Raw genomic sequence first — 21389 nt, 5'->3', positions numbered from 1 at the left:
TCGCACACCCGCGAGGAAGCGAACAGCGACCCGAAGTGCCACCGCCGCCGCGGCACCAGGATTCATGTCACATCGACGCTATGACCATCGTCAAAGTGACGTGAACCGGGTTATGATAGATAGCGTCAGTTCGACGAAAAGCACTCCCGCAGAGAACATCCGCAGAACAGAAAGGGTGCGTGTCGTGACCACCGCCCAGACCCCGGAGCTCGACGTACAGCCGACTCCGCTCGCCCTGCTGCTGCTCGGCCGCGAGGCCGACCCGAAGAGCGAGCGGGGTGTCGAGTGCCCCGGCGACCTCCCCTCGCCCTCCGACCCCGACCTGGTGGAGCGTGCCCGCGCGGCCAAGGAGAAGCTCGGCGACAAGGTCTTCGTGCTCGGCCACCACTACCAGCGCGACGAGGTCATCCAGTTCGCGGACGTCACCGGCGACTCCTTCAAGCTGGCCCGGGACGCGGCCGCCCGCCCGGAGGCCGAGTACATCGTCTTCTGCGGTGTGCACTTCATGGCCGAGTCGGCCGACATCCTGACCTCCGACGACCAGAAGGTCGTCCTGCCCGACCTCGCGGCCGGCTGCTCGATGGCCGACATGGCGACCGCCGAGCAGGTCGCCGAGTGCTGGGACGTGCTGACCGAGGCCGGCGTCGCCGAGCAGGTCGTACCGGTGTCGTACATGAACTCCTCCGCGGACATCAAGGCGTTCACCGGCAGGCACGGCGGCACGATCTGCACCTCCTCCAACGCCCAGCGGGCCCTGGAGTGGGCGTTCCAGCAGGGCGAGAAGGTCCTGTTCCTGCCCGACCAGCACCTGGGCCGCAACACCGCCGTCCGGGACATGGGCATGTCCCTGGACGACTGCGTCGTCTACAACCCGCACAAGCCGAACGGCGGGCTGACCGCCGAGGAGCTGCGCGCCGCGAAGATGATCCTGTGGCGCGGTCACTGCTCGGTGCACGGCCGGTTCTCGCTGGACTCGGTGAACGACGTGCGCGAGCGCATCCCGGGCGTGAACGTCCTGGTGCACCCCGAGTGCCGGCACGAGGTCGTCGCCGCCGCGGACTACGTCGGCTCGACCGAGTACATCATCAAGGCGCTGGAGGCCGCCCCGGCCGGTTCGAAGTGGGCCATCGGCACCGAGCTGAACCTGGTCCGCCGCCTCGCGAACCGTTTCGCCCCCGAGGGCAAGGAGATCGTCTTCCTCGACAAGACGGTCTGCTTCTGCTCGACCATGAACCGCATCGACCTGCCCCACCTGGTCTGGACCCTGGAGTCCCTGGCCGAGGGCAACCTGGTCAACCGGATCGAGGTCGACAAGGAGACCGAGAAGTTCGCGAAGCTGGCGCTGGAGCGGATGCTGGCGCTGCCGTAGGCAGTGCCTTTCGTGTCACCCCGAGGCGGGTTTCCGCTCGGGGTGCGCGGGGTCGAGGGTGAAGAGGGTGCCGTCGGGGGTCGGCACCAGCAGAGTGCCCCTGTGCGCGACCGGGTCCGCGAGCGAGCCGCTCACACTGTCCACGCGGCCCGCGCGCGGGTACGACTCCCACAGCAGCGTGCCCGCGCGGGCGTCCAGGGCGGCTACCCGTCCGCTCGCGCTGGCCACGAACAGGCTGCGGCGCCCGTCGGTGGTCGGCGGGCCCGGCTGCTCCAGCGTCGTCGCGGTGCTCCACAGGGGCTTGCCGGTCAGCGGCGAGACGGCCGTCAGCCGGCCGTTGGAAGTGACGAAGCACAACACGCCCTGCACCAGACCGACGTGCCCGTCCTGCCGCTGGGACAGCTTGACGGTGCGGGCCCGGCCGCCTGCGGGGTCGATCAGCACCGCTCGGACGAAGGCGTTGTCCTCCGCGTTCGGATCGGTGCTGCGCCGTTCGAGGAACACCAGGCGTCCGTCCAGCATCCCGGCGTAGGTCGCGGCGACCGAGGGCGCGGACCCCAGCCGTCGTAGCCCACCGTCGGCGGGATCGAGGGCGAACAGCAGCCGCCGCGCGCCGGACGGGGTGTGGTAGTCGGCGCAGTCCGCGAAGGGGCGGTCGCCGTCGAGGACGAACGTGCAGTTGTAGCCGGCGGGCAGCGTGATGCTCCACCGTGCGGCGCCGTCACGCGGGGAGCGGGCGGTGACGGCGGAGCCGTCCGGGGTGAGGACCAGGCCGCCGACGACTGCCGTCTCGACGTACTGGTTCTGGACCTGCCGGGACCACAGCCGCCTGCCGCTGTCGACGGCGAGGGCGGAGACGGTGGTCGTGTCGTCGTCGCCGGCGGCGTTCCCGATGGTCTCCCGCACGAGCAGCACGCCGTCGCGCACGCCGAGGACGTGGGCCCCGTAGCGGTCGAGCGGGGTGTTCTCGGGCCGGGCGGCGGCCCGCCAGAGGGTCCGGCCGGTCGCGGCGTCCACACGCATCGGCAGGGCGTTTTCCCCCGCGCAGTAGAAAGATCCGCCGCCCGGCACGCACACCGGGTTCGGCCCGGAGCCGAAGCCGCCGGTCTCCGGCGCCCGGCTCTTCTTCACCCCCTGGTCGGCGGGCGCGTACACCGTCGTCCGCCACGGCCGCCATCCGGCCGGGTAAGCGGCCCAGCGGGTGGCGGAGGGACTGGGCGAGGCCCCCTCCTCGACCGTGCCGGCACTCCCCTTGAGCGGCCCCAGCAGGTAGGCCGTGAGCGCCACCGCCAGCACGCCGGCCGCCGCGACCAGCACCGTCAGCCGCCGTCTGCCGGTACGCGGAGCGCGCGGAGCGGCCTGCGCCGCGGCCGGCCTGGGCTCCTCGTCGGCTTCCTCGACGGGGTCGGCGGCGGGGCCGCCGGCCGGCGGAAGCGTCGGCTGCGGATCCGGCCGCCGATGGGGCACCGTGGGCAGCTCGCCCGGCGCCACGTCCGGCAGGGCGGTGGTGAAGGCGTGGGAGAGCTCGTCCAGTCCGGGGCGGGCGCCCGGCTCCTTGGCCAGACAGCGGGAGACGACCTCGCGCAGCGGCGGGGACACGGCGTCCAGCGCCGGTTCCTCGCTCATCACGCGGTACGCCGTCAGATAGGGGCTGTCGGTGTCGAAGGGGCCGCGGCCGGTGGCGGCGAACACCACCAGGGAGCCGAGCGAGAAGACGTCAGACGGGGGTCCCACCGAGCGGGCGTCCGAGAGCTGTTCGGGAGACATGAAGGGCGGGGTGCCCATCATGTGCCCGGTCTCGGTCAGCGTCTGGTTCTCCGCCGCGCGCGAGATGCCGAAGTCGATGACCCGGGGGCCGTCCTCGGCCATCAGGACGTTGGCCGGTTTCAGATCGCGGTGCACGACCCCGGTGCGGTGGATGTCGCGCAGCGCCTCCACCAGTCCGAGGACCAGATTCCGCAGCTCCGCGCCCACCATCGGACCGTGCGTCCGCAGGTGGTCGGCGAGCGAGCGCCCGGGCACGTACTGGGTGGCCATCCAGGGCAGTTCGGCCTCCGGGTCGGCGTCCACGACCGGTGCGGTGAAGGCTCCGCTGACCTTGCGGACGGCCGCGATCTCCTGCCGGAAGCGGGCGCGGAACACCGGGTCCGCGGCGTACTGGGCGTGCACCACCTTGACGGCGACCTCGCGTCCGGACCGGGATCTCGCCCGGTAGACGACGCCCATGCCACCGGCCCCGAGCCGGTCGACGATCCGGTACTCACCCAACGTCCCGGGATCGCCCTCGCGCAGTGTCACCGCCCCGTTCCTCTCCCCCGAAGAGCAGTTCGAGGTCACAGGATACGGAAAGGGTCGAAGGAACCGTCCCTTGGCCGAAACGCGGAGACCGGGCGCCTCCTGGAACCGCACCACTATCAGAATCGATCATTCATATGACTACCGATGACATGACCGATCACCTGGACGACGGAGGCTGACGTGGGAGCCGATGCCCTGCGGCTGCGGTTGACGGACCTGACGGCGAACCAGCAGGGCGATCCACGTGCGGCGGTCGGAGAGTTCCGGCGCAGCGAGGTGCTGGTACCGGTCGTGGACGACTCGGTGCTGTCGGTCGAGGCCGGCGGCATCCGCTGGCTGTTCGCGTTCACGGACGACGCGGCCCTGGAGCGCTTCGCCCGGGCGCGCGGTGAGGCGGTGCCCGAGCGGGTGCCGGTGTACGGGGCGCGGTTGCTGGATCAGGTCATCCCGCGGTTGGGCGGGCCGGCCGGGATCGCGGTGGACGCGGGAAGTCCGACCGGGATGGTGCTGCCCCCGGTGAGAGGGGTCGTTCCGGACGAGGCCGCCGTGGACGCGGCGGGGGTGACGCGGTGAGCGACGGCGGCGGCTACCAGGTCGATCCCGAAGCTCTGCGGCGGATCACCAAGGGCATCGACCAGGCGATGGACGAACTGAAGACGCAGGGCTTCGACGTCGAGGCGAACCTCGGGCGCGGCTTCGGTGACCTTGAGCTGAGCGGTCTGGAAGTGGGGGACGGCAGCCTGCGGCAGGTGTTCGCGGACTTCTGCGAGCGGTGGGGCTGGGGTCTGCGTTCACTGATGCAGGACGCCAACGAGTTCGCGGAGGGTCTGGGCCTGTCGGCGGGCCTCTACCACGACCAGGAGCAGTACGTCTCCGGCACCTTGAAGAACGTCTGGACGGCTGCGGCGGGCAACCCGAACCTGACCGCCGAGCAGGCCGAACAGCGTTCCTGGTCGGAGACGTTCGAGGACAACAGCTACTCGCAGACCGCGAACGCGGACGACAGCCCGGGGTCCTTCGTCGAGGGCGACCGGGAAGTGGCGGCGGCCTGGGCGCAGACCGCGAAGGACCTGGACACCTCGACGGTGACGCCGGACGCGCCGTTCGACCCGCGGACCGAATGGCAGTGGGGCGGGACGCCGGCTGCGGACGCCGAGTCCGGCGAAGGTGAGGGCTGATGGGCATCGGGGGTTTCGTCGACGATCTCGGGGACGGCCTGGAGAGCGCCGCCGGCAGTGTGAAGCGGGGTGTCGGCGAGGCCGTCGACTGGGGTGCGGACAAGGCGGCGGACGGCCTGTCGGCGGTCGGCGCGGACGGAATGGCCGAGGGCGTACGCGACTTCGGCGAGGGCGTGGACAACCGGCTGGGCGGCGAGGTCGCCGAGCGGCGCCTGGGCGAGACCGAGGACCCGAAGGAGCTGGTCCACGGCAGTCCCGATGCGTTGGAGGACCGGGCCCGGCACCTGGGGAGATTCTCCCGGGCGTTCGAGAACGTCGGCCAGGGGCTGCGGTCGCTGGACGCCGGCAGTTGGCAGGGCGAGGCCGCCGACGCGTTCCGCGCGAAGTTCGAGCCGCACCCCAAGCAGTGGCTGACGGCGGCCGACGCCTGCGACTCGGCGGCGCGGGCGCTGGAGGCGTATGCGAGCACCGTGCGCTGGGCTCAGGGGCAGGCGCGGCTGGCGATCGACGCCTGGCGGGATGCGCAGCGACTCAGCAAACAGGCGGCGGACGCGTACAACTCCGAGGTCAGGGCGTACAACCAGGCAGCCGAGCAGTACAACGCGAAGGCATTGAACGGGCAGGACCCCGGGCAGAGGCCGACCGAGCCGGGCAAGTTCGTCGACACCGGAGCGGCCGGTCGCGAGACGGCCGAGAGCATCCTGGCCGAGGCCCGCCGTCAGCGCACCGACGCGGCCCGTGACGCCCAACGACTGATCGCGGCAGCGCTGGAAAAGGCCCCGGCGAAGCCGGAGTTCACCGACCGGGTGGGAGCCGACGCGAAAGACGCCCTGGCAGCTACCGAGCTGAACATGCTGCACGGCATGGGCGGTCTCGTCAGGGGTGGCGTGGACGCGGTGAAGCTGGCCCGCTCGGTCAACCCCATGGACCCCTACAACCTCACCCACCCGGCCCAGTTCATGGCGAACAGCAACATGCTGCTGGCCGGGCTGGTGGGCACCGCCGCCCATCCCGAGCGCCTGCCGAAGGCGATCCTGGGCAGCGGCTGGAGCAGCGATCCGGCCGACGCGGGCGGGTATCTGATATCCAACCTGGTCGGCGGCAAGGGGGCCGGCGGGCTGGAGAGGGGCGCGATCGGGGCGAGCAGCAGGGCGGCCGCCAGGGACGCCATGACGGCGACGGCACGGCGGAGCGTGAGCGAACGGCTCGCGGACACCGCCCGGAGCATCAAGTGCAAGGTGTTCGGCGGCGATCCCGTCGACATGGCAACCGGCCGTGTGTCGCTGCCGCAGACGGACGTGACGCTCCCCGCCAAGCTGCCTCTGGTCTTCTCACGGCAGTTCGAGTCGTCGTACCGGGCGGGCCGCTGGTTCGGCCCGGCGTGGGCCTCGACGGCCGACCAGCGACTGGAGATCGACGCCGAGGGCGTCGTCTTCGTCCGCGAGGACGGCTCGCTCCTTGCCTACCCGCATCCGGCTCCAGGTGTTCCGGTCCTGCCCGTGGCCGGCGAAAGCCACCCGCTGACGATCGACACGTGGGGCGACTACACCATCACCGACCCGGCGTCGGGCCGCACTTGGTTCTTCGCCGCACCGGGCGGCGACGGCAACGGCATCGCGCTCCTGGCCCAGATCTCCGACCGCTCGGGCCAGTGGCTCGCCTTCGAGTACGACGACGAGGCCGCCCCCACGGCGATCGTCCACTCGGCCGGCTACCGCCTCGGTATCGAACACACCGGCGATCGCATCACCGCCCTGCACCTGGCGGACGCGGACCGGGACATCGAACTGGTCCGCTTCGGCTACGACGATCACGGCCACCTCGCCACGGTCACGAACTCGTGCGGAATCCCGACCCGGTTCACGAACGACCCCGCGGGCCGGATCACCGCCTGGAAGGACACCAACGACTCTTCGTACGCGTACGTCTACGACGACCAGGACCGCTGCGTCTCCCAGTCGGGCGAGGCGGGGCACCTGCGCAACACCTTCGCCTACGGCGACCCCGATCCGGACACCGGTCACCGGACCGTCTCGGCGACCGACTCCCTGGATCACATCACGCGTTACCAGGTCGACGGCGATCTGCGGGTGGTGGCCGTGACGGCCGCGGACGGCGCCGTCACCCGCACCACGTACGACCGGCACGACCGCCCGCTGACCGAGACGGACCCGCTGGGCCGGACGGTGAGCCACGCCTACGACGAGGCCGGGCGCGTCGTGATGGCCGTACGCCCGGACGGCGGTTACATCAGCGTCGGCTACGACGACCGGGGCCTGCCCGTCTCGGTGCGCGGTGCCGACGGGACGTACACCAGCAGGCAGTTCGACGAGTTCGGCAACCGCACCGCGGTGACGGACACCTCCGGCGCGACGACCCGCTTCGCATACGACGCCCTCGGCAACCTGGCGGCCATCACGGACGCGCTGGGCGCGACGACCACGGTCCGCTGCAACGCCGCCGGCCTGCCGCTGGAGGTCACGGACCCGCTGGGTGCGGTCACCCGCTGGGAACGGGACGCTTTCGGCCGCCCCACGACGATCACCGACCCGCTCGGAGCCGTCACCCGCCTGGAGTGGACGGTGGAGGGCCGGCTGTCCCGTCGTACCGCCCCGGACGGTACGACGGAGTCGTGGACGTACGACGGCGAGGGCAACTGCACGAGCCACACCGACGCGGCGGGCGGGGTCACCCGGTACGAGTACACGCACTTCGACCTGATGTCGGCCCGCACCGGCCCGGACGGCGTGCGGTACGAGTTCGACCACGACACGGAACTGCGCCTGACGAAGGTCACCAACCCGCAGGGCCTGACGTGGAGTTACGGCTACGACACGGCCGGACGCCTGGTCACGGAGACGGACTTCGACGACCGTGCGGTCTCGTACGACCATGACGCGGCGGGCCAGTTGACCGCCACCACGACGGCTTCCGGCGAGGTCGTCCGCTTCGAGCGGGACGTGCTGGGGCGCGTGGTGCGCAAGGACGCGGCGGGCGCGGTCACGACGTACGCGTACGACACGGCGGGGGGTCTGGCTCGCGCGGCCAACCCCGATGCCGTCCTGGAACTTCGACGGGACGCGACGGGCCGCCTGATGTCCGAGACGGTCGACGGCCGCACCCTCACCCACACCTACGACGGTCTGGGCCGCCGCACGAGCCGGACGACGCCCACGGGGGCGACGAGCACCTGGACGTACGACGCGGCCGGCAACCGCACGGCGCTGACCACCGCGGGCCACACGCTGGCCTTCACCCATGACGCGGCCGGCCGCGAACTGACCCGGCACATGGGCGAACTGGCCACGCTGGAGAACACCTTCGACCCGCTGGGCCGCCTGACGAAACAGGAACTCACCGGCCCCGCCGACCGGCGCCTCCAGCACCGCGTCTACAGCTACCGGGCCGACGGCAACCTGATCGGCGTCGACGACGACCTGAACGGCAGCCGCCGTTTCGCCCTGGACGCGGCCGGCCGGGTCACGGCGGTCCGGGCGGCCGGCTGGACGGAGTCCTACGCCTACGACGTCGCGGGCAACCAGACCCACGCGAGGTGGCCGGACTCCATGCCGGGCCAGGAGGCCACCGGGGAGCGCGCCTACACGGGCACGCGCATCACCCGCGCGGGCAAGGTCCGTTACGAGCACGACGCCGCGGGCCGCGTCACGCTGCGCCAGAAGACCCGTCTGTCCCGCAAGCCGGACACCTGGCGCTACACGTGGGACGCCGAGGACCGCCTCACCTCGGTGGTCACGCCGGACGGCACGACCTGGCGCTACCGCTACGACCCCCTGGGCCGCCGCACGGCCAAACAGCGCCTGGCCGCGGACGGCGAGACGGTCCTGGAGCAGGTGGACTTCACGTGGGACGGCACAACCCTGTGCGAACAGGTCACCCACGTCCCGGGCTCCACCGAGCCCGCCGTGACGCTCACCTGGGACCACGACGGCCTGCGCCCCCTGGCCCAGACCGAACGCAGACTCCTGCCGGACGCGTCCCGGGAGGAGATCGACGCCCGCTTCTACGCCATCGTCACCGACCTGATCGGCACCCCCACCGAACTCGTCGACGAGGCCGGCACGATCGCCGGGCACGCCCGGACCACCCTCTGGGGCACCACGACCTGGAACAACACCGCCACACCGCTGCGCTTCCCAGGCCAGTACGCCGACTCCGAAACGGGCCTCCACTACAACTACTTCCGCCACTACGACCCAGAAACAGCCCGCTACACCGCCCCCGACCCTCTTGGGCTCATTCCCGGACCCAATCCGGTCTCGTACGTCCAGAACCCTCACACCTCGATCGACCCGCTCGGGCTGACCCCTTGCGTCCCGAAGGGGGAGAGAGGGAACCCCTTCGAACGTCGGGAGGACGCGGAGAGAGCGGCATTCGATCTCGCAGGTGTCCCTTACGACGAAGAGCCCATTGCCCAGTGGACCGTCACCGGCGACGAGACCTTGAAGTATTCACACGGGTTCACATACTCATCAGAACCAGCCCATTGGGGTAACTTCCGGCAATTCGAGACAGAAAATGGTTCGCGCGTCGTGGTAGAACACACACACGATCCAGCGGGACCACATTTTCATGCCGGGAAACCGAAGATCGACGACACCAGGAACTTCGTCAACTTCGGCTGGGACAACTCACCGACGAGACGCGCCGACGGCAAGTTGGGTTACCCTGAGCACATGGAGCGGTACGCCAAGATAAATAAAGACGGCGGCGATCACCACCTTTTCTATGGACGCTGAACAGGATTTGCGAGATGGAGAATTCAGGCCGCCCAGAGTGGCACCACACGTTGGAACGCTGCGGCCTTCAGGTGATTCAAGGCGACGCATCACGGAACGTGACACCGGTGCAAACCGCGATCTATGCCGTAACGGGATTCGAGGTCGAACCTGAATCGGCCATCCCGATCGCATCACCCAGGGCAATCGACGAGCTGGACTCCGAATGGCATCGTCTCGCCTCGCAGGTTTCGCTCTACAGCGAGACGAACGAGTTTCTCATTCTTCCGCCGATATCAGGTGGAAGCAAGATCGGCTGGGTGCAGGTGAGAGACCTCGTCGAGGGAAACAGACTTCCGTCCCGGATCGCCTCCGTGACAGGCTCCCGCGAGTTCGTAGCCATTTCACTCGACGGCCGCCATCTGTGTGCCATTTCAGTCGAGGAGGACGACTACTGGGTGGTCGTGCATGATTTTGACCGCTGAAAGCGACCAGAATTTCACTCAGTCCACCCTCGGCCGCACCAGGCCCGTTTCGTAGGCGATCACCACCAGTTGGGCGCGGTCGCGGGCGCCGAGTTTGGACATGGCTCGGTTGACGTGGGTTTTGACGGTGAGGGGGCTGACCTCGAGGCGTTCGGCGATCTCGTCGTTGGAGTGGCCGCCGGCGACCTGGACGAGGACCTCGCGTTCGCGGACGGTGAGGGCCTCGAGGCGTTCGGCGCGAGCCGGGTCGCGGTCGTCGTCGCCCGGTTCGCCCTGGGCGAGGAAGCGGGCGATCAGGCCCTTGGTGGCGGCCGGGGAGAGCAGCGCCTCGCCGCCCGCCGCGACGCGGATGGCGGCGAGCAGCTCCTCGGGTTCGCTGCCCTTGCCGAGGAAGCCTGAGGCGCCGGCGCGCAGCGACTGCACGACGTAGTCGTCGACCTCGAAGGTGGTGAGGATGACGATGCGGACGTGAGCGAGGGAAGCGTCGGTGCTGATCATTCGGGTGGCGGCGAGGCCGTCCGTGCCCGGCATGCGGATGTCCATGAGGACGACGTCGGCCCGCCGCTCCTTCGCCAGCCGCACCGCCTCCGCGCCGTCGGACGCCTCGCCGACGACCTCCATGTCGGGCTCGGAGTCGACGAGCACCCGGAAGGCGCTGCGCAGCAGGGCCTGGTCGTCGGCGAGCAGGACACGGATCGTCATGCACTTCCCCCGGTGGTGGCGGTACGGGTCTTGACCGGCAGGATCGCATGGACGCGGAATCCGCCGCCGTAGCGGGGGCCGGTGGTGAGGGTGCCGCGCAGGGCGGTGACGCGTTCGCGCATGCCGAGCAGTCCGTGGCCGCCGCCGTCGGAGGGGTCCTGGTCCTCTCCGCTGCCGTTGTCGAGGACCGTGATCTCGATGTTCGGGCCCACGCGGACGACGCTGACCTCGGCCTTCGCCTCACCCCCCGCGTGCTTGCGGACGTTGGTGAGGGCTTCCTGGATGACTCGGTAGGCGGCGAGGTCGACGGCCGCGGGGAGGGCCGTGCCGTTGTCGGCGCGGGCGACCTCGACGTGCAGCCCCGCGCTGCGGAAGGTGCCGACGAGTTCGTCGAGGCGGTCGAGGCCCGGGGCCGGTTCGGTGGGGGCCTCGGGGTCGCCGGACTGCCGCAGCAGACCGACGGTGGCGCGCAGTTCGTTGAGCGCGGAGCGGCTCGCCTCGCGGACGTGGGCCAGCGCCTCCTTGGCCTGGTCGGGTCGCTTGTCCATGACGTGCGCGGCGACGCCCGCCTGGACGTTGACCAGGGCGATGTGGTGGGCGACGACGTCGTGCAGGTCGCGGGCGATACGGAGGCGTTCCTCGGCGACCCGGCGGCGGGCCTCCTCCTCACGGGTGCGTTCGGCCCGCTCGGCGCGGTCGCGGATGGCCTGGACGACGGCTCTGCGGCTGCGTACGGCGTCACCGGCGGTCGCGCCGATGCCGGTCCAGGCGAAGATCGCCAGGTTCTCCTGGGCGTACCAGGGCAGGGGGCCGCCGAGCATCGCGGCGCCGGTCAGGACGGTCATGGTGAGCAGGCCCAGGCGCCAGGTGGTGGGGCGGTCCGTGGTGGAGGCGACGGTGTAGAGGGCGATGACCGCGGACATGGCGACGGGGGCGCGGGGGTCGCCGACGACGCACTCGATCGCGGAGACGGCGCCCGTGAGGGCGAGGACCGTTCTGGGGGCGCGGCGGCGGAAGACCAGGGCGAGGGCCCCGAGGGTCATCAGGACCAGGGCGAGCGGGTCGGGGGTGCGCACGCCCCAGCTGACGCCGTTGTCGCCGCGCGGGTCGACGAAGGAGCCGACGACCATGCAGGCCAGTACGCCGGCCGCGAGGGCCGCGTCCAGCGCGAGGGGGTGCGCCGCGAGCCGGCATCGGGTTCGTTCCAGGGTGCCCACGCTTGAACAGTACGGGTGGGTTGTCCTGGCCGGAACGTCAGGTGCGGGTCCCTGGGGTGACCGTCTCTGGGGGCTTGCAGCCCCCAGACCCCCGCTTCGGCCCTTGCGGGCCTCGTCCTCGAACGCCGGACGGGCTGAACACGGTCGCCCGGCGCTCGAGGGGGAGCTTCAGCCCGGGATCAGTCCGTCGTCGCTCAGCAGTTCCCGTACTTCCTCCAGCGTCGCGTCCGGGGAAGGGAGGATCAGTTCGGAGGGTTCCAGGGAGTCGTCGGGCAGCGGGGTGCCCAGTTCCCTGACCTTGGACAGCAGGGCCTGCAGGGTGGCGCGGAAGCCCGGGCCGTCGCCGTTCTCCATTTCCCGCAGGAGCTCGTCGTCCAGTTTGTTGAGCTCGGTGAGATGGCTGTCCGCCAGCCTCACCTGGCCCTCCCCCATGATCCGTACGACCATGTCGCCCATGTAGGCCTCCTGGATGTGGCCCCTACTGCTTGTCGAAGCGCGGGGTGTCCTGCGGCTGCTGCTGGGACTGCGACTGGCCCGTGCCGCCCTCGATGGCCTGCTGGGGCGAACCTCCGGCGAGCTCGGCCTTCATGCGCTGCAGTTCCAGCTCTACATCCGTACCACCGGAGATCCGGTCCAGCTCGGCGGTGATGTCGTCCTTGTGCATGCCCGTGGGGTCGTCCAGGGCGCCGGAGGCGAGGAGTTCGTCGATGGCGCCGGCGCGGGCCTGGAGCTGTGCCGTCTTGTCCTCGGCGCGCTGGATCGCCAGGCCGACGTCGCCCATCTCCTCCGAGATGCCGGAGAAGGCCTCGCCGATGCGGGTCTGGGCCTGGGCGGCGGTGTAGGTGGCCTTGATGGTCTCCTTCTTCGTACGGAAGGCGTCGACCTTGGCCTGCAGCCGCTGGGCCGCCAGAGTGAGCTTCTCCTCCTCGCCCTGAAGCGTCGCGTGCTGCGTCTCCAGGTCCGTCACCTGCTGCTGGAGCGCGGACTTGCGGGACAGGGCCTCGCGGGCCAGGTCCTCGCGGCCCAGCGCGAGCGCCTTGCGGCCCTGGTCCTCCAGCTTGGACGACTGCTGCTGCAGCTGGTTCAGCTGGAGCTCGAGGCGCTTGCGGGAGGTCGCCACGTCGGCGACGCCACGGCGGACCTTCTGGAGCAGCTCCAGCTGCTTCTGGTACGAGTAATCGAGGGTCTCGCGCGGGTCCTCGGCCCGGTCAAGGGCCTTGTTCGCCTTCGCGCGGAAGATCATCCCCATACGCTTCATGACACCGCTCATGGGCTTCGCGCGCCCCCTTCTGACGGACTTCCAGCTCCAGCTCTGCGACAGAACCCACAGTACGGGCCCTGCATCCATTGACGCACTGTTCGGGGACGGATGCGCTCATCCCCAAGGACGACTGCTTCCCCTCCCGCTCCGGCGTAGGGAGTAGGTGTCCCCCTGGGGAAACTGCCCCCTCTGTCCCTTACATGACGACTGGTGTTGCCGGATCGTTCCCCGCGGGGCTGGGGTCCAACCCCGGGCACCCCGTACCCTTGGGTTTTGTGTTCCGTAGCCGTGCCAAGGAAGAGAAGGCCCCCGCCGACAGGGCGGGCTTGACCGACTCCAAGCAGACCCGTGATCCGCAGGCCCCCAAGGGCCGCCCCACGCCCAAGCGCAGTGAGGCCCAGTCCCAGCGCCGCAGCGTGGCCAACACCTCGACGTCCCGCAAGGACGCGGCCAAGCGCCAGCGCGAGGACCGCCGTGCCGCGCTGGAGCGGCAGCGTCAGGCGCTGGCCGGCGGTGACGAGCGGTACCTGCCGGCCCGTGACAAGGGCCCGGTCCGCAAGTTCGCGCGCGACTGGATCGACTCCCGGTTCAACGTGGCGGAGTTCTTCCTGCCCATGGCCGTGGTGATCCTGGTGCTGAGCGTGGTGCGGGTGGCCTCGCTGCAGAACATCGCGCTGCTGCTGTGGCTGGTCGTGATCGTGCTCATCGTGCTCGACTCCTTCGTCAGCGGCATCCGGCTGCGCAAGGCGCTCGGCGAGCGGTTCCCGGACCACAACCGCAAGGGTGCCCTCGCCTACGGCCTCATGCGCTCCCTGCAGATGCGCCGGCTCCGGCTGCCCAAGCCGCAGGTCAAGCGCGGAGCGCGGCCCTGACCACGGAGGCGTTCACCGGGGGTGCGGCCGATGCCTGGCTCAGCAGACTGGGCGGGCTGCGTGACGTCGTACGACAGGAGCTGGTGGCCCGGCAGCTCGACGAGCAGATAGCCGGGCGGTTCCCGGTCGGGCAGCGGCTGCGGGTGCTCGACGTCGGGATGGGCCAGGGCACCCAGGCGCTGCGGCTGGCCCGGGCCGGGCACCAGGTGACGGGTCTGGAACAGGACCCCACGATGGTCGCGGCCGCCCGTGCGGCCCTGGCCGCCGAGCCGGAGGGCATCCGGGAGCGGGTGCGGATCATCGAGGGCGACGGCCGGGACACCGGGGTGCACTTCCTGCCGGGCAGCTTCGACGTGGTGCTGTGCCACGGCGTGCTCATGTACGTGGAGGAGCCGGACGCGCTGCTCGCGGGGGTGGCGCGGATGCTGGCCCACGGCGGGCTGCTGTCGCTGCTCGTGCGCAACGGCGACGCGCTGGCGATGCGGCCCGGGCTGTACGGCGACTGGGGCGGGGCGCTGGCCGCCTTCGACACCGTGGCGTACCGCAACCGGCTGGGGCTCGACGTGCGGGCCGACCGGCTGGAGACCCTGACCGCGACGCTGGCCGGCATCGGGGCCCCGCTGCACACCTGGTACGGGGTGCGGGTGTTCACCGACACGGCGGCGGACGACGCGGAACCGTCGGCCGACGTGGAGACGCTGCTGGCTGTGGAGGAGCGGGCCGGACGGACGGACCCCTACCGCCGGGTGGCCGCGTTGCTGCATCTGTGCGGAGTGCGTGACTGAACCCGTTCGGGTGTGCAGGGCAAACCGGACGTTCACCCCGTGGAGAGACTCGGGGCGTGGAGACCACCCGTGCCCGTGCCCTTCGTCTGCTCGGCCCCCTCGCCGTTCTGGTTCTGGTCGGCGGGTGCTCCGGCGGAGGTTCGTCCGGGGCGCGCGAGGCGTCGAGTACGCAGGCCGCGCAGGCCGTCGTACAGAAGTCGGGCAGTGATCTGCAGAGCGACTACCAGCGGGTGATCAAGGACGTGCTGCCGTCGGTGGTGCAGATCCAGGCCGCAGGCGATCTGGGGTCGGGGGTCGTGTACGACGACAAGGGGCACATCGTCACCAACGCGCACGTGGTCGGCGACGGGAAGACGTTCAAGGTGACCACCGCCCACAGCCAGGACACTCTGAGCGCGCGGCTGGTGTACGCGTACCCGGAGCAGGATCTCGCCGTCATCAAGCTGGACGAGGTGCCCAGCGGGCTGCAGGCGGCGGAGTTCGGGGACTCCTCGAAGGTGCAGGTCGGGCAGATCACGCTGGCCATGGGCTCGCCGCTCGGGCTGTCGTCCAGCGTGACGCAGGGCATCGTCTCGGCGACCGGGCGGACCGTCAGCGAGGGCAGCGGCTCGGGCGCCACGATCGCCAACATGGTGCAGACGTCCGCGGCCATCAACCCCGGCAACAGCGGCGGCGCCCTGGTCGACCTGAACAGCAAGGTCATCGGCATCCCGACACTGGCCGCGGTCGACCCGAGCTTCGGCAACAGCGCGGCGCCCGGCATCGGGTTCGCCATCCCCGCCTCGATGGTGAGGACGGTCGCCGACCAGATCATCAAGAGCGGCAAGGTCACCAACTCGGGCCGGGCCGCGCTCGGCATCACGGGCCGGACGGTCGTCAACGACAGTCTTCAGCCCGCCGGGGTCGCCGTGGTCGACGTGAAGAGCGGTGGGGCGGCCGACAAGGCCGGGATCGAGCCGGGGGACGTCATCACCGGGCTCGGTGACACGGACATCACCACGATCGCGTCCCTGACCGAGGCGCTGGCGGCACAGAACCCGGGGGACAGGACGTCGGTGACGTTCACCCGGAACGGAAGCGCGACGAAGGCCGACGTCACCCTGGGCGAACAGTGACGGCAGGGGACGGCCGTCGACCACGAGCGGGCCGCCCCCTGCCCGCGGAGACCTAGGCCTCCGCGGAGTGCAGGCTCATCGGGCCGTAGATCTCCGTGGAGTCCTCGAACAGCCGGACCTGGTCCGCGCCGCCCTCCAGGAGCGCCTTCCAGTGCTCCCCGATCCAGGACTCGGCGTCTCCCTGCGTGGTGAACTCCTCGGGCTGCACCGCGGGCTGGACCTCCCCGCCGTCGGCCTTCTCGAACCGCCACGTCCATGCCACCATGTACGCCTCCCGTCTCCGATCACCTGCAAAGCGGAAGCCGGATCTTGGTCCGGCTCCAGCCAGAAGCCTAGTCGGACGGGCAGCACCTGCGCAGACACGCGAAAATCACTTCTGTGGAAGTGACTTTGCTCGGTACCGGCGCCCCCGCGGGACTCCCCCGCCCGAACTGCCCTTGTGCCGCCTGCGCGGTGGCCCTCGGCGACGACGCGCGGGCGGCCACCGCCGTGCTGGTGGACGGCACCCTGCTGCTCGACCTGACGCCCGGTGCCGCGTTCGCCGCCGCGCGGGCCGGGCATTCGCTCGGCGGGGTGCGGCAGGTGCTGCTGTCGCATCCGCACGACGGGCCGCCCGTGGAGGTGCCGGCGGGCCTGCCGCAGCCGGGGCGGGTGCCGGACGGGCAGGAGTCGACGCTGCCGACCGGGCACGGGGTGCGGGCGGTGGCGCTGGACGCGCCGGGGACCGGGTACGCGGTGACCGGACCACAGGGGCAGCGGCTGCTGTACCTGCCGCCCGGGGGGTCGCCGGCCGGGCTGGAGAACGGGACGGCGGAGTCGTACGACATGGTGCTCGCCGATGTCGTGGGCCGGCCCGACGCGCTGGCCAGGCTGCGCGCGGTCGGCGCCGTCGGTCCGACCACGGACGTCGTCGCCGTGCACCTCGACCACGACGTGCCCCCCGGCGCCGAGTTGGGGCGGCGGCTCGCGACGGCGGGGGCACGGGCCGTGCCGGACGGGGCGACGCTGACGGTGGGGGTGTACGAGGACGTGCCCGACGTGCCGCGGCGGACGCTGGTGCTGGGCGGGGCGCGCTCGGGCAAGTCGGTGGAGGCCGAGCGACGGCTGGAGGCCTTCCCCGACGTGCTGTACGTGGCGACGGGCGGGGCGCGCGGCGGGGACACCGAGTGGGCGTCCCGGGTCGCCGCGCACCGGGAGCGGCGGCCGGGTTCGTGGCGTACGGCGGAGACGTGCGACCTGGTGCCGCTGCTGACCGAGGACGGGCCGCCGTTGCTGATCGACTGTCTGTCGCTGTGGCTGACGGACGCCATGGACTCCGTCGGGGCGTGGGACGACGCGGTGTGGGCGGACGCCGGTGAGCGGGATCTGCGGGAGCGGGTGCGGGAGTTGGTGGAGGCGGTGCGGGGGGCGCGGCGGACGGTGGTCGCCGTGTCCAACGAGGTGGGGTCCGGCATCGTGCCCGCCACCGCGTCGGGGAGGCGGTACCGGGACGAACTCGGGCGGCTCAACGCGGCGTTCGCGGGTGAGTGCGAGCAGGTGGTGCTGGTGGTGGCCGGGCAGGCCGTGGTGCTGCGGGGGTGAGGACCGGGTTCCGGGTGCGGGCCGGTGGGAGCTGGTCCCCGCGGTCCCCCGCGCCCCTTGGGGCCGGTGTTCAGGGTCTCCCGGAAGGGCCGCGGGCGATCAGGCGGTGGGCGTTGGTGGCGAAGCGGTCCAGGACCAGCCGGGTCGTCGCGACGATGTCGCAGCCGTGTGACTCCAGTTCGGCGCGCACCACGTCGCTCTGCGGGTGCGGGATCTCCAGGAGGAGCAGGCCCGCCGGGCGCAGGACCGTGAGGGCCGCGTGGAGTTCCTCGCGGGAGTCCGGGGCGCGGAGCAGGGTGACGACGTCGTAGCGGGCGCGCAGGGGCGCCGCGACATGAGGGTCCGTCAGGGCTCCGACGTGCGCCTCCTCCAGACGCTCGACCGCGCGGGCCCACAGGACGCGGGGGTCGGGGTCGACACCGTCGAAGGCGGTGTACGGGAACAGCTCCCGCGCGGTGTCGGGGAAGTGCGCCTCGCCGGTCCCGATGTCCAGCCAGCTCTCCGGTTCGGGGTGCAGGCGGAAGACGGCGCGGGCCGTCGAGCGATGGCGTCGTTGTCGGTCGAGGTCGCTGACGCGGGTACGGAGGCGGTTCACGGCGGCTCCCGAAGACGTGCGGCATTTCCCCTGCGGCATTTCCCGTGCGGCATTCCCCGATCGGCATTCCCCGATCGGCATTCCCCGATCGGCAATTGCCCACAAAAGGGACACAACAGGGAACGTAGGGGATACCGGTCCGGGGGGCAACGACGCCGGGGGCTCGTGGTGGCCATGTGGCGGCGCCCTGTTCGACCGGTGCCGGTACTGTTCGGCGAATGAGCTCGCTTAATCTCGACGACTTCACCGATCTGATCGAGCGCCCCGACGGCGGGGTGCGCCGCGACGCCGAGGCGCGCCGGGAGCGTCAGATCGTGCCGCCCGGGTCGCTGGGCCGTCTCGACGACCTGGGTGAGTGGCTGTCCGCGGCGCAGTCGGCGGTGCCGGTGCGGCCGATCGAACAGCCGCGGGTGGTGCTCTTCGCCGGTGACCACGGGATCGCCGAGCTGGGCGTCTCGGCGCGGCCGGCGGGCGGTGCCGATCGGCTGGTGCGGGACGTCCTGGAGGGCGGCCGGCCGGTGTCGGTGCTGGCCCGGCGGCTCGGCGTGCCGGTGCGGATCGTCGACATGGCGCTGGACTGCGACCCCGAGTCCCTTCCCGACGAGGTGGTCAGGCACCGGGTGCGGCGGGGCAGCGGACGTATCGACATCGAGGACGCGCTGACCCTGGAGGAGGCCGAGGCGGCCTTCCGGGCGGGGGTCGCGGTGGCCGACGAGGAGGCGGACTCCGGTACGGACCTGGTGGTGCTCGGCGATGTGAGCGTCGGCGGGACCACGGCGGCGGGCGTGCTGGTCGCGGCGCTGTGCGGGACCGACGCCTCGGTGGTGACCGGGCGGGGCGGCGAGGCGATCGACGACCTGGCGTGGATGCGCAAGTGCGCCGCGATCCGGGACGCGCTGCGGCGGGCCCGGCCGGTGCTCGGGGACCAGTTGCAGCTGCTGGCGACGGTGGGCGGGGCCGACCTCGCCGCGATCACCGGGTTCCTGCTGCAGAGCGCGGTGCGCAAGCTGCCGGTGATCCTGGACGGGGTCGTGGTGGCCGCGTGCGCACTGGTGGCGCAGCGGGTCGCGTTCCGGGCGCCGGACTGGTGGCTGGCCGCGCACGACAGCGGGGAGCCGGGGCAGGCGAAGGCGCTGGACCGGATGGCGCTGGAGCCGCTGCTGTCGCACGGGGTGACGGTGGGCGAGGGAGCGGGCGCGCTGCTCGCGCTGCCCCTGGTCCAGGCCGCGGCGGCGCTGGCCGCGGAACTGCCGGAGAGGCCAGAGGTTCTGGAGACGGCGGAGGAGAAGGCGGAGGAGAAGGCGGAGTAGGGGCTGCGCGTACGGAGTGGCACTTCGTCGGAAGTGGGTTCGAGAGCAGTCGAAAGTTGTGCCGTCGCAGACCAAGGTTGGACGATTGTGGCGGGCATCGCCCATATGATCCTCATCCATGGGAGATGCCCGAATTGCCTCGCGGCGGGCCGCCGCTTTCGCCGTCTGGTACCTGCGGGCCGTCGCGTTCGTCAACTTCCTCAGTGCCGTGTGGGTCTCCCTGGGGCAGGACGTGCGGCGGCACAACCAGGAGAACTTCTTCACGCCGTACCTGCTGACCGCCGGCTTCGCCTCCGGTGTCTTCACGGCGTTCCTCGCCATCACCATGCGGCGCCGCAAGCGGGCCGCGTGGATCCTCAACCTGGCGCTGGCCGGGCCGTTCCTGGCGCTGTTCTCGTTCGCCCTGACCTTCGCGGAGATCCGCCAGTACGCCCAGAACTGGATCTCCCTGGGCCTGACCGCCGCCTTCGTGGCCGCACTGCTGGTGGGGCGCAAGGAGTTCTACGCCAAGGGCGACCGGTCGAACCCGAGGCTCGCCGTCGCCGTGGCCGTCGGCGGCACCCTGGTCGCCTCCCTGCTCGCCGGACTGCTGGTGACGGTCACCAACCAGGCACCGGACGCGGCGCGTTCGACGTTCCTGGAGCGCTGGCACTACGGCACCTTCCGGCTGATCTCCGTCGCCGTGGACGAGTCCCGCTTCCCCGGCGTCGACGTCCCGAACTGGGTGAACGTCGCCATCAACGTGCTCAGCACGGTCCTCGTCCTCGCCGTGCTCTACGCCGCCTTCCGCTCCCGGCGCGCCGTCGACCCGCTCACCGAGGACGACGAGAAGCGGCTGCGGGAACTGCTCGACAGGCACGGTGAGCGCGACTCGCTCGGGTACTTCGCACTGCGCCGGGAGAAGAGCGTGGTCTGGTCGCCGAGCGGGAAGGCGGCCGTGGCCTACCGGGTGGTGGGCGGCGTCTCGCTGGCCTCCGGCGATCCGATCGGCGATCCCGAGGCATGGCCCGGCGCCATCGAGCCCTGGCTCGCCGAGGCACGCGCGCACGGGTGGATCCCGGCCGTGATGGGCGCGAGCGAGGAGGCCGGGTGCGTGTACGCGCGGCACGGTCTCGACGCGCTGGAGCTCGGGGACGAGGCCCTGGTCGAGGTCGCCGACTTCACCCTGGAGGGGCGGGCCATGCGGACCGTGCGGCAGGCCTACAACCGGGTGAAGCGGGCCGGCTACGGCGTCCGTGTCCGGCGGCACGAGGACATTCCGGCCGACGAGATGACGTACCTGCTGAAGCGGGCCGACGACTGGCGTGACGGGGCGACCGAGCGCGGGTTCAGCATGGCGCTGGGGCGGCTCGGGGACCCCGAGGACGGGCAGTGCGTGATGCTCGAGTGCACCGACGGCGACGGAGAGCTGCGGGCCCTGCTCTCCTTCGTGCCGTGGGGGCCGCACGGGCTCTCCCTCGACCTCATGCGGCGCGACCGGGACTCCGACAACGGGCTGATGGAGTTCATGGTCCTCGAACTCCTGCGCCGCGCCGGGGAGATCGGGGTCACCCAGGTCTCGCTGAACTTCGCGATGTTCCGCTCGGTCTTCGAACGCGGTGCGCGGCTGGGCGCCGGGCCGGTGCTGCGGCTGTGGCGGTCGCTGCTCAGCTTCTTCTCGCGCTGGTGGCAGATCGAGTCGCTGTACCGCGCGAACGCCAAGTACCGGCCGATCTGGGAGCCGCGCTTCCTGCTGTTCGAGAAGAGCGCGGACCTGCCCCGCATCGGCATCGCCTCGGCGCGGGCCGAGGGCTTCCTGGAGGCGCCGGGGCTGCCGAAGTGGATGCATCGTAAGCATCTGGAAACACATAGATAAGCACCGGAAAGCGCACAGATGAGGACCATC

18 protein-coding genes are annotated in these 21389 nt (G+C 71.3%); 11 read left to right on the top strand and 7 right to left on the bottom strand.

The genetic code is table 11. The features are described from left to right. Nucleotides 1–184 precede the first annotated feature (184 nt). Complete coding sequence (gene nadA, locus ACQF4J_RS32920; protein WP_351800056.1) at nt 185–1369, top strand: quinolinate synthase NadA; 1185 nt, start codon at nt 185–187, stop codon at nt 1367–1369. Between the two features lie 15 nt (nt 1370–1384). Here the strand turns inward: nadA and ACQF4J_RS32915 are convergent, their stop codons facing one another. After that, nucleotides 1385–3667 (bottom strand): serine/threonine-protein kinase, encoded by a 2283-nt coding sequence (locus ACQF4J_RS32915; RefSeq protein WP_351800053.1) that lies wholly within the window; start codon nt 3665–3667, stop codon nt 1385–1387. 180 nt (nt 3668–3847) lie between these two features. Between ACQF4J_RS32915 and ACQF4J_RS32910 the strand changes: the two genes are divergently transcribed. From ACQF4J_RS32910 to ACQF4J_RS32895, 4 genes are read left to right on the top strand one after another with little or no spacing between them, the layout of a single operon-like run. Beyond that, nucleotides 3848–4240 (top strand): SseB family protein, encoded by a 393-nt coding sequence (locus ACQF4J_RS32910; RefSeq protein ID WP_351578075.1) that lies wholly within the window; start codon nt 3848–3850, stop codon nt 4238–4240. Further along, nucleotides 4237–4845 carry a hypothetical protein gene (locus tag ACQF4J_RS32905; protein ID WP_427167488.1) on the top strand — a complete coding sequence of 203 codons (609 nt, stop codon included), beginning with the start codon at nt 4237–4239 and terminating at the stop codon, nt 4843–4845. The genes ACQF4J_RS32910 and ACQF4J_RS32905 overlap by 4 nt, the downstream gene beginning before the upstream one ends. Next, the gene (locus ACQF4J_RS32900) at nt 4845–9602 is read left to right on the top strand and encodes a putative T7SS-secreted protein (protein WP_351578069.1); all 4758 of its coding nucleotides are present in this window, start codon (nt 4845–4847) and stop codon (nt 9600–9602) included. The genes ACQF4J_RS32905 and ACQF4J_RS32900 overlap by 1 nt, the downstream gene beginning before the upstream one ends. Nucleotides 9603–9616: 14 nt before the next feature. Next, nucleotides 9617–10066, top strand: a complete 450-nt coding sequence (locus ACQF4J_RS32895; protein ID WP_351578066.1) for a hypothetical protein — start codon at nt 9617–9619, stop codon at nt 10064–10066. Nucleotides 10067–10084: 18 nt separating this feature from the next. Here ACQF4J_RS32895 and ACQF4J_RS32890 read toward each other — a convergent pair whose 3' ends face one another. From ACQF4J_RS32890 to ACQF4J_RS32875, 4 genes are all read right to left on the bottom strand, one after another. Continuing rightward, complete coding sequence (locus tag ACQF4J_RS32890) at nt 10085–10768, bottom strand: response regulator transcription factor (protein ID WP_351578058.1); 684 nt, start codon at nt 10766–10768, stop codon at nt 10085–10087. Then, nucleotides 10765–11985, bottom strand: coding sequence for a sensor histidine kinase (locus ACQF4J_RS32885; RefSeq protein ID WP_351578055.1), 1221 nt, complete (start codon nt 11983–11985; stop codon nt 10765–10767). The genes ACQF4J_RS32890 and ACQF4J_RS32885 overlap by 4 nt, the downstream gene beginning before the upstream one ends. A 168-nt stretch (nt 11986–12153) precedes the next feature. After that, complete coding sequence (gene pspAA, locus ACQF4J_RS32880; RefSeq protein WP_351578102.1) at nt 12154–12432, bottom strand: PspA-associated protein PspAA; 279 nt, start codon at nt 12430–12432, stop codon at nt 12154–12156. A 31-nt stretch (nt 12433–12463) separates the two neighbouring features. Further along, nucleotides 12464–13255 carry a PspA/IM30 family protein gene (locus ACQF4J_RS32875; RefSeq protein ID WP_351578052.1) on the bottom strand — a complete coding sequence of 264 codons (792 nt, stop codon included), beginning with the start codon at nt 13253–13255 and terminating at the stop codon, nt 12464–12466. A 191-nt stretch (nt 13256–13446) separates the two neighbouring features. On the opposite strand from ACQF4J_RS32875, the gene ACQF4J_RS32870 reads away from it, so the two are divergent. From ACQF4J_RS32870 to ACQF4J_RS32860, 3 genes are all read left to right on the top strand, one after another. Beyond that, a complete protein-coding gene (locus ACQF4J_RS32870) occupies nt 13447–14118 on the top strand; it encodes a DUF3043 domain-containing protein (protein ID WP_351578050.1) in 672 nt (223 codons plus the stop codon). 83 nt (nt 14119–14201) lie between these two features. Continuing rightward, nucleotides 14202–14903 (top strand): class I SAM-dependent methyltransferase, encoded by a 702-nt coding sequence (locus ACQF4J_RS32865; protein WP_351578047.1) that lies wholly within the window; start codon nt 14202–14204, stop codon nt 14901–14903. 56 nt (nt 14904–14959) lie between these two features. Further along, the gene (locus ACQF4J_RS32860; RefSeq protein WP_427167487.1) at nt 14960–16018 is read left to right on the top strand and encodes a S1C family serine protease; all 1059 of its coding nucleotides are present in this window, start codon (nt 14960–14962) and stop codon (nt 16016–16018) included. 52 nt (nt 16019–16070) lie between these two features. On the opposite strand, the gene ACQF4J_RS32855 is transcribed toward ACQF4J_RS32860, so the two are convergent. Further along, complete coding sequence (locus tag ACQF4J_RS32855) at nt 16071–16283, bottom strand: hypothetical protein (RefSeq protein WP_142151467.1); 213 nt, start codon at nt 16281–16283, stop codon at nt 16071–16073. Nucleotides 16284–16396: 113 nt separating this feature from the next. Between ACQF4J_RS32855 and ACQF4J_RS32850 the strand changes: the two genes are divergently transcribed. Continuing rightward, the gene (locus ACQF4J_RS32850; RefSeq protein WP_351578041.1) at nt 16397–17599 is read left to right on the top strand and encodes a bifunctional adenosylcobinamide kinase/adenosylcobinamide-phosphate guanylyltransferase; all 1203 of its coding nucleotides are present in this window, start codon (nt 16397–16399) and stop codon (nt 17597–17599) included. 70 nt (nt 17600–17669) lie between these two features. Here the strand turns inward: ACQF4J_RS32850 and ACQF4J_RS32845 are convergent, their stop codons facing one another. Next, on the bottom strand, nt 17670–18194 hold the full coding sequence (locus ACQF4J_RS32845; protein WP_351800040.1) for a methyltransferase domain-containing protein: 525 nt from the start codon (nt 18192–18194) through the stop codon (nt 17670–17672). Nucleotides 18195–18412: 218 nt separating this feature from the next. Here ACQF4J_RS32845 and cobT point away from each other — a divergent pair, with 218 nt between their 5' ends. Next, nucleotides 18413–19504 (top strand): nicotinate-nucleotide--dimethylbenzimidazole phosphoribosyltransferase, encoded by a 1092-nt coding sequence (gene cobT, locus ACQF4J_RS32840; RefSeq protein ID WP_427167485.1) that lies wholly within the window; start codon nt 18413–18415, stop codon nt 19502–19504. A gap of 118 nt (nt 19505–19622) precedes the next feature. Continuing rightward, on the top strand, nt 19623–21359 hold the full coding sequence (locus ACQF4J_RS32835; RefSeq protein ID WP_427167484.1) for a phosphatidylglycerol lysyltransferase domain-containing protein: 1737 nt from the start codon (nt 19623–19625) through the stop codon (nt 21357–21359). Nucleotides 21360–21389: the final 30 nt, after the last annotated feature.

The organism is Streptomyces sp. C1-1, assembly GCF_050214755.1.
GTDB lineage: Bacteria > Actinomycetota > Actinomycetes > Streptomycetales > Streptomycetaceae > Streptomyces.
This window is presented reverse-complemented; position numbering and strand designations above follow the sequence as displayed.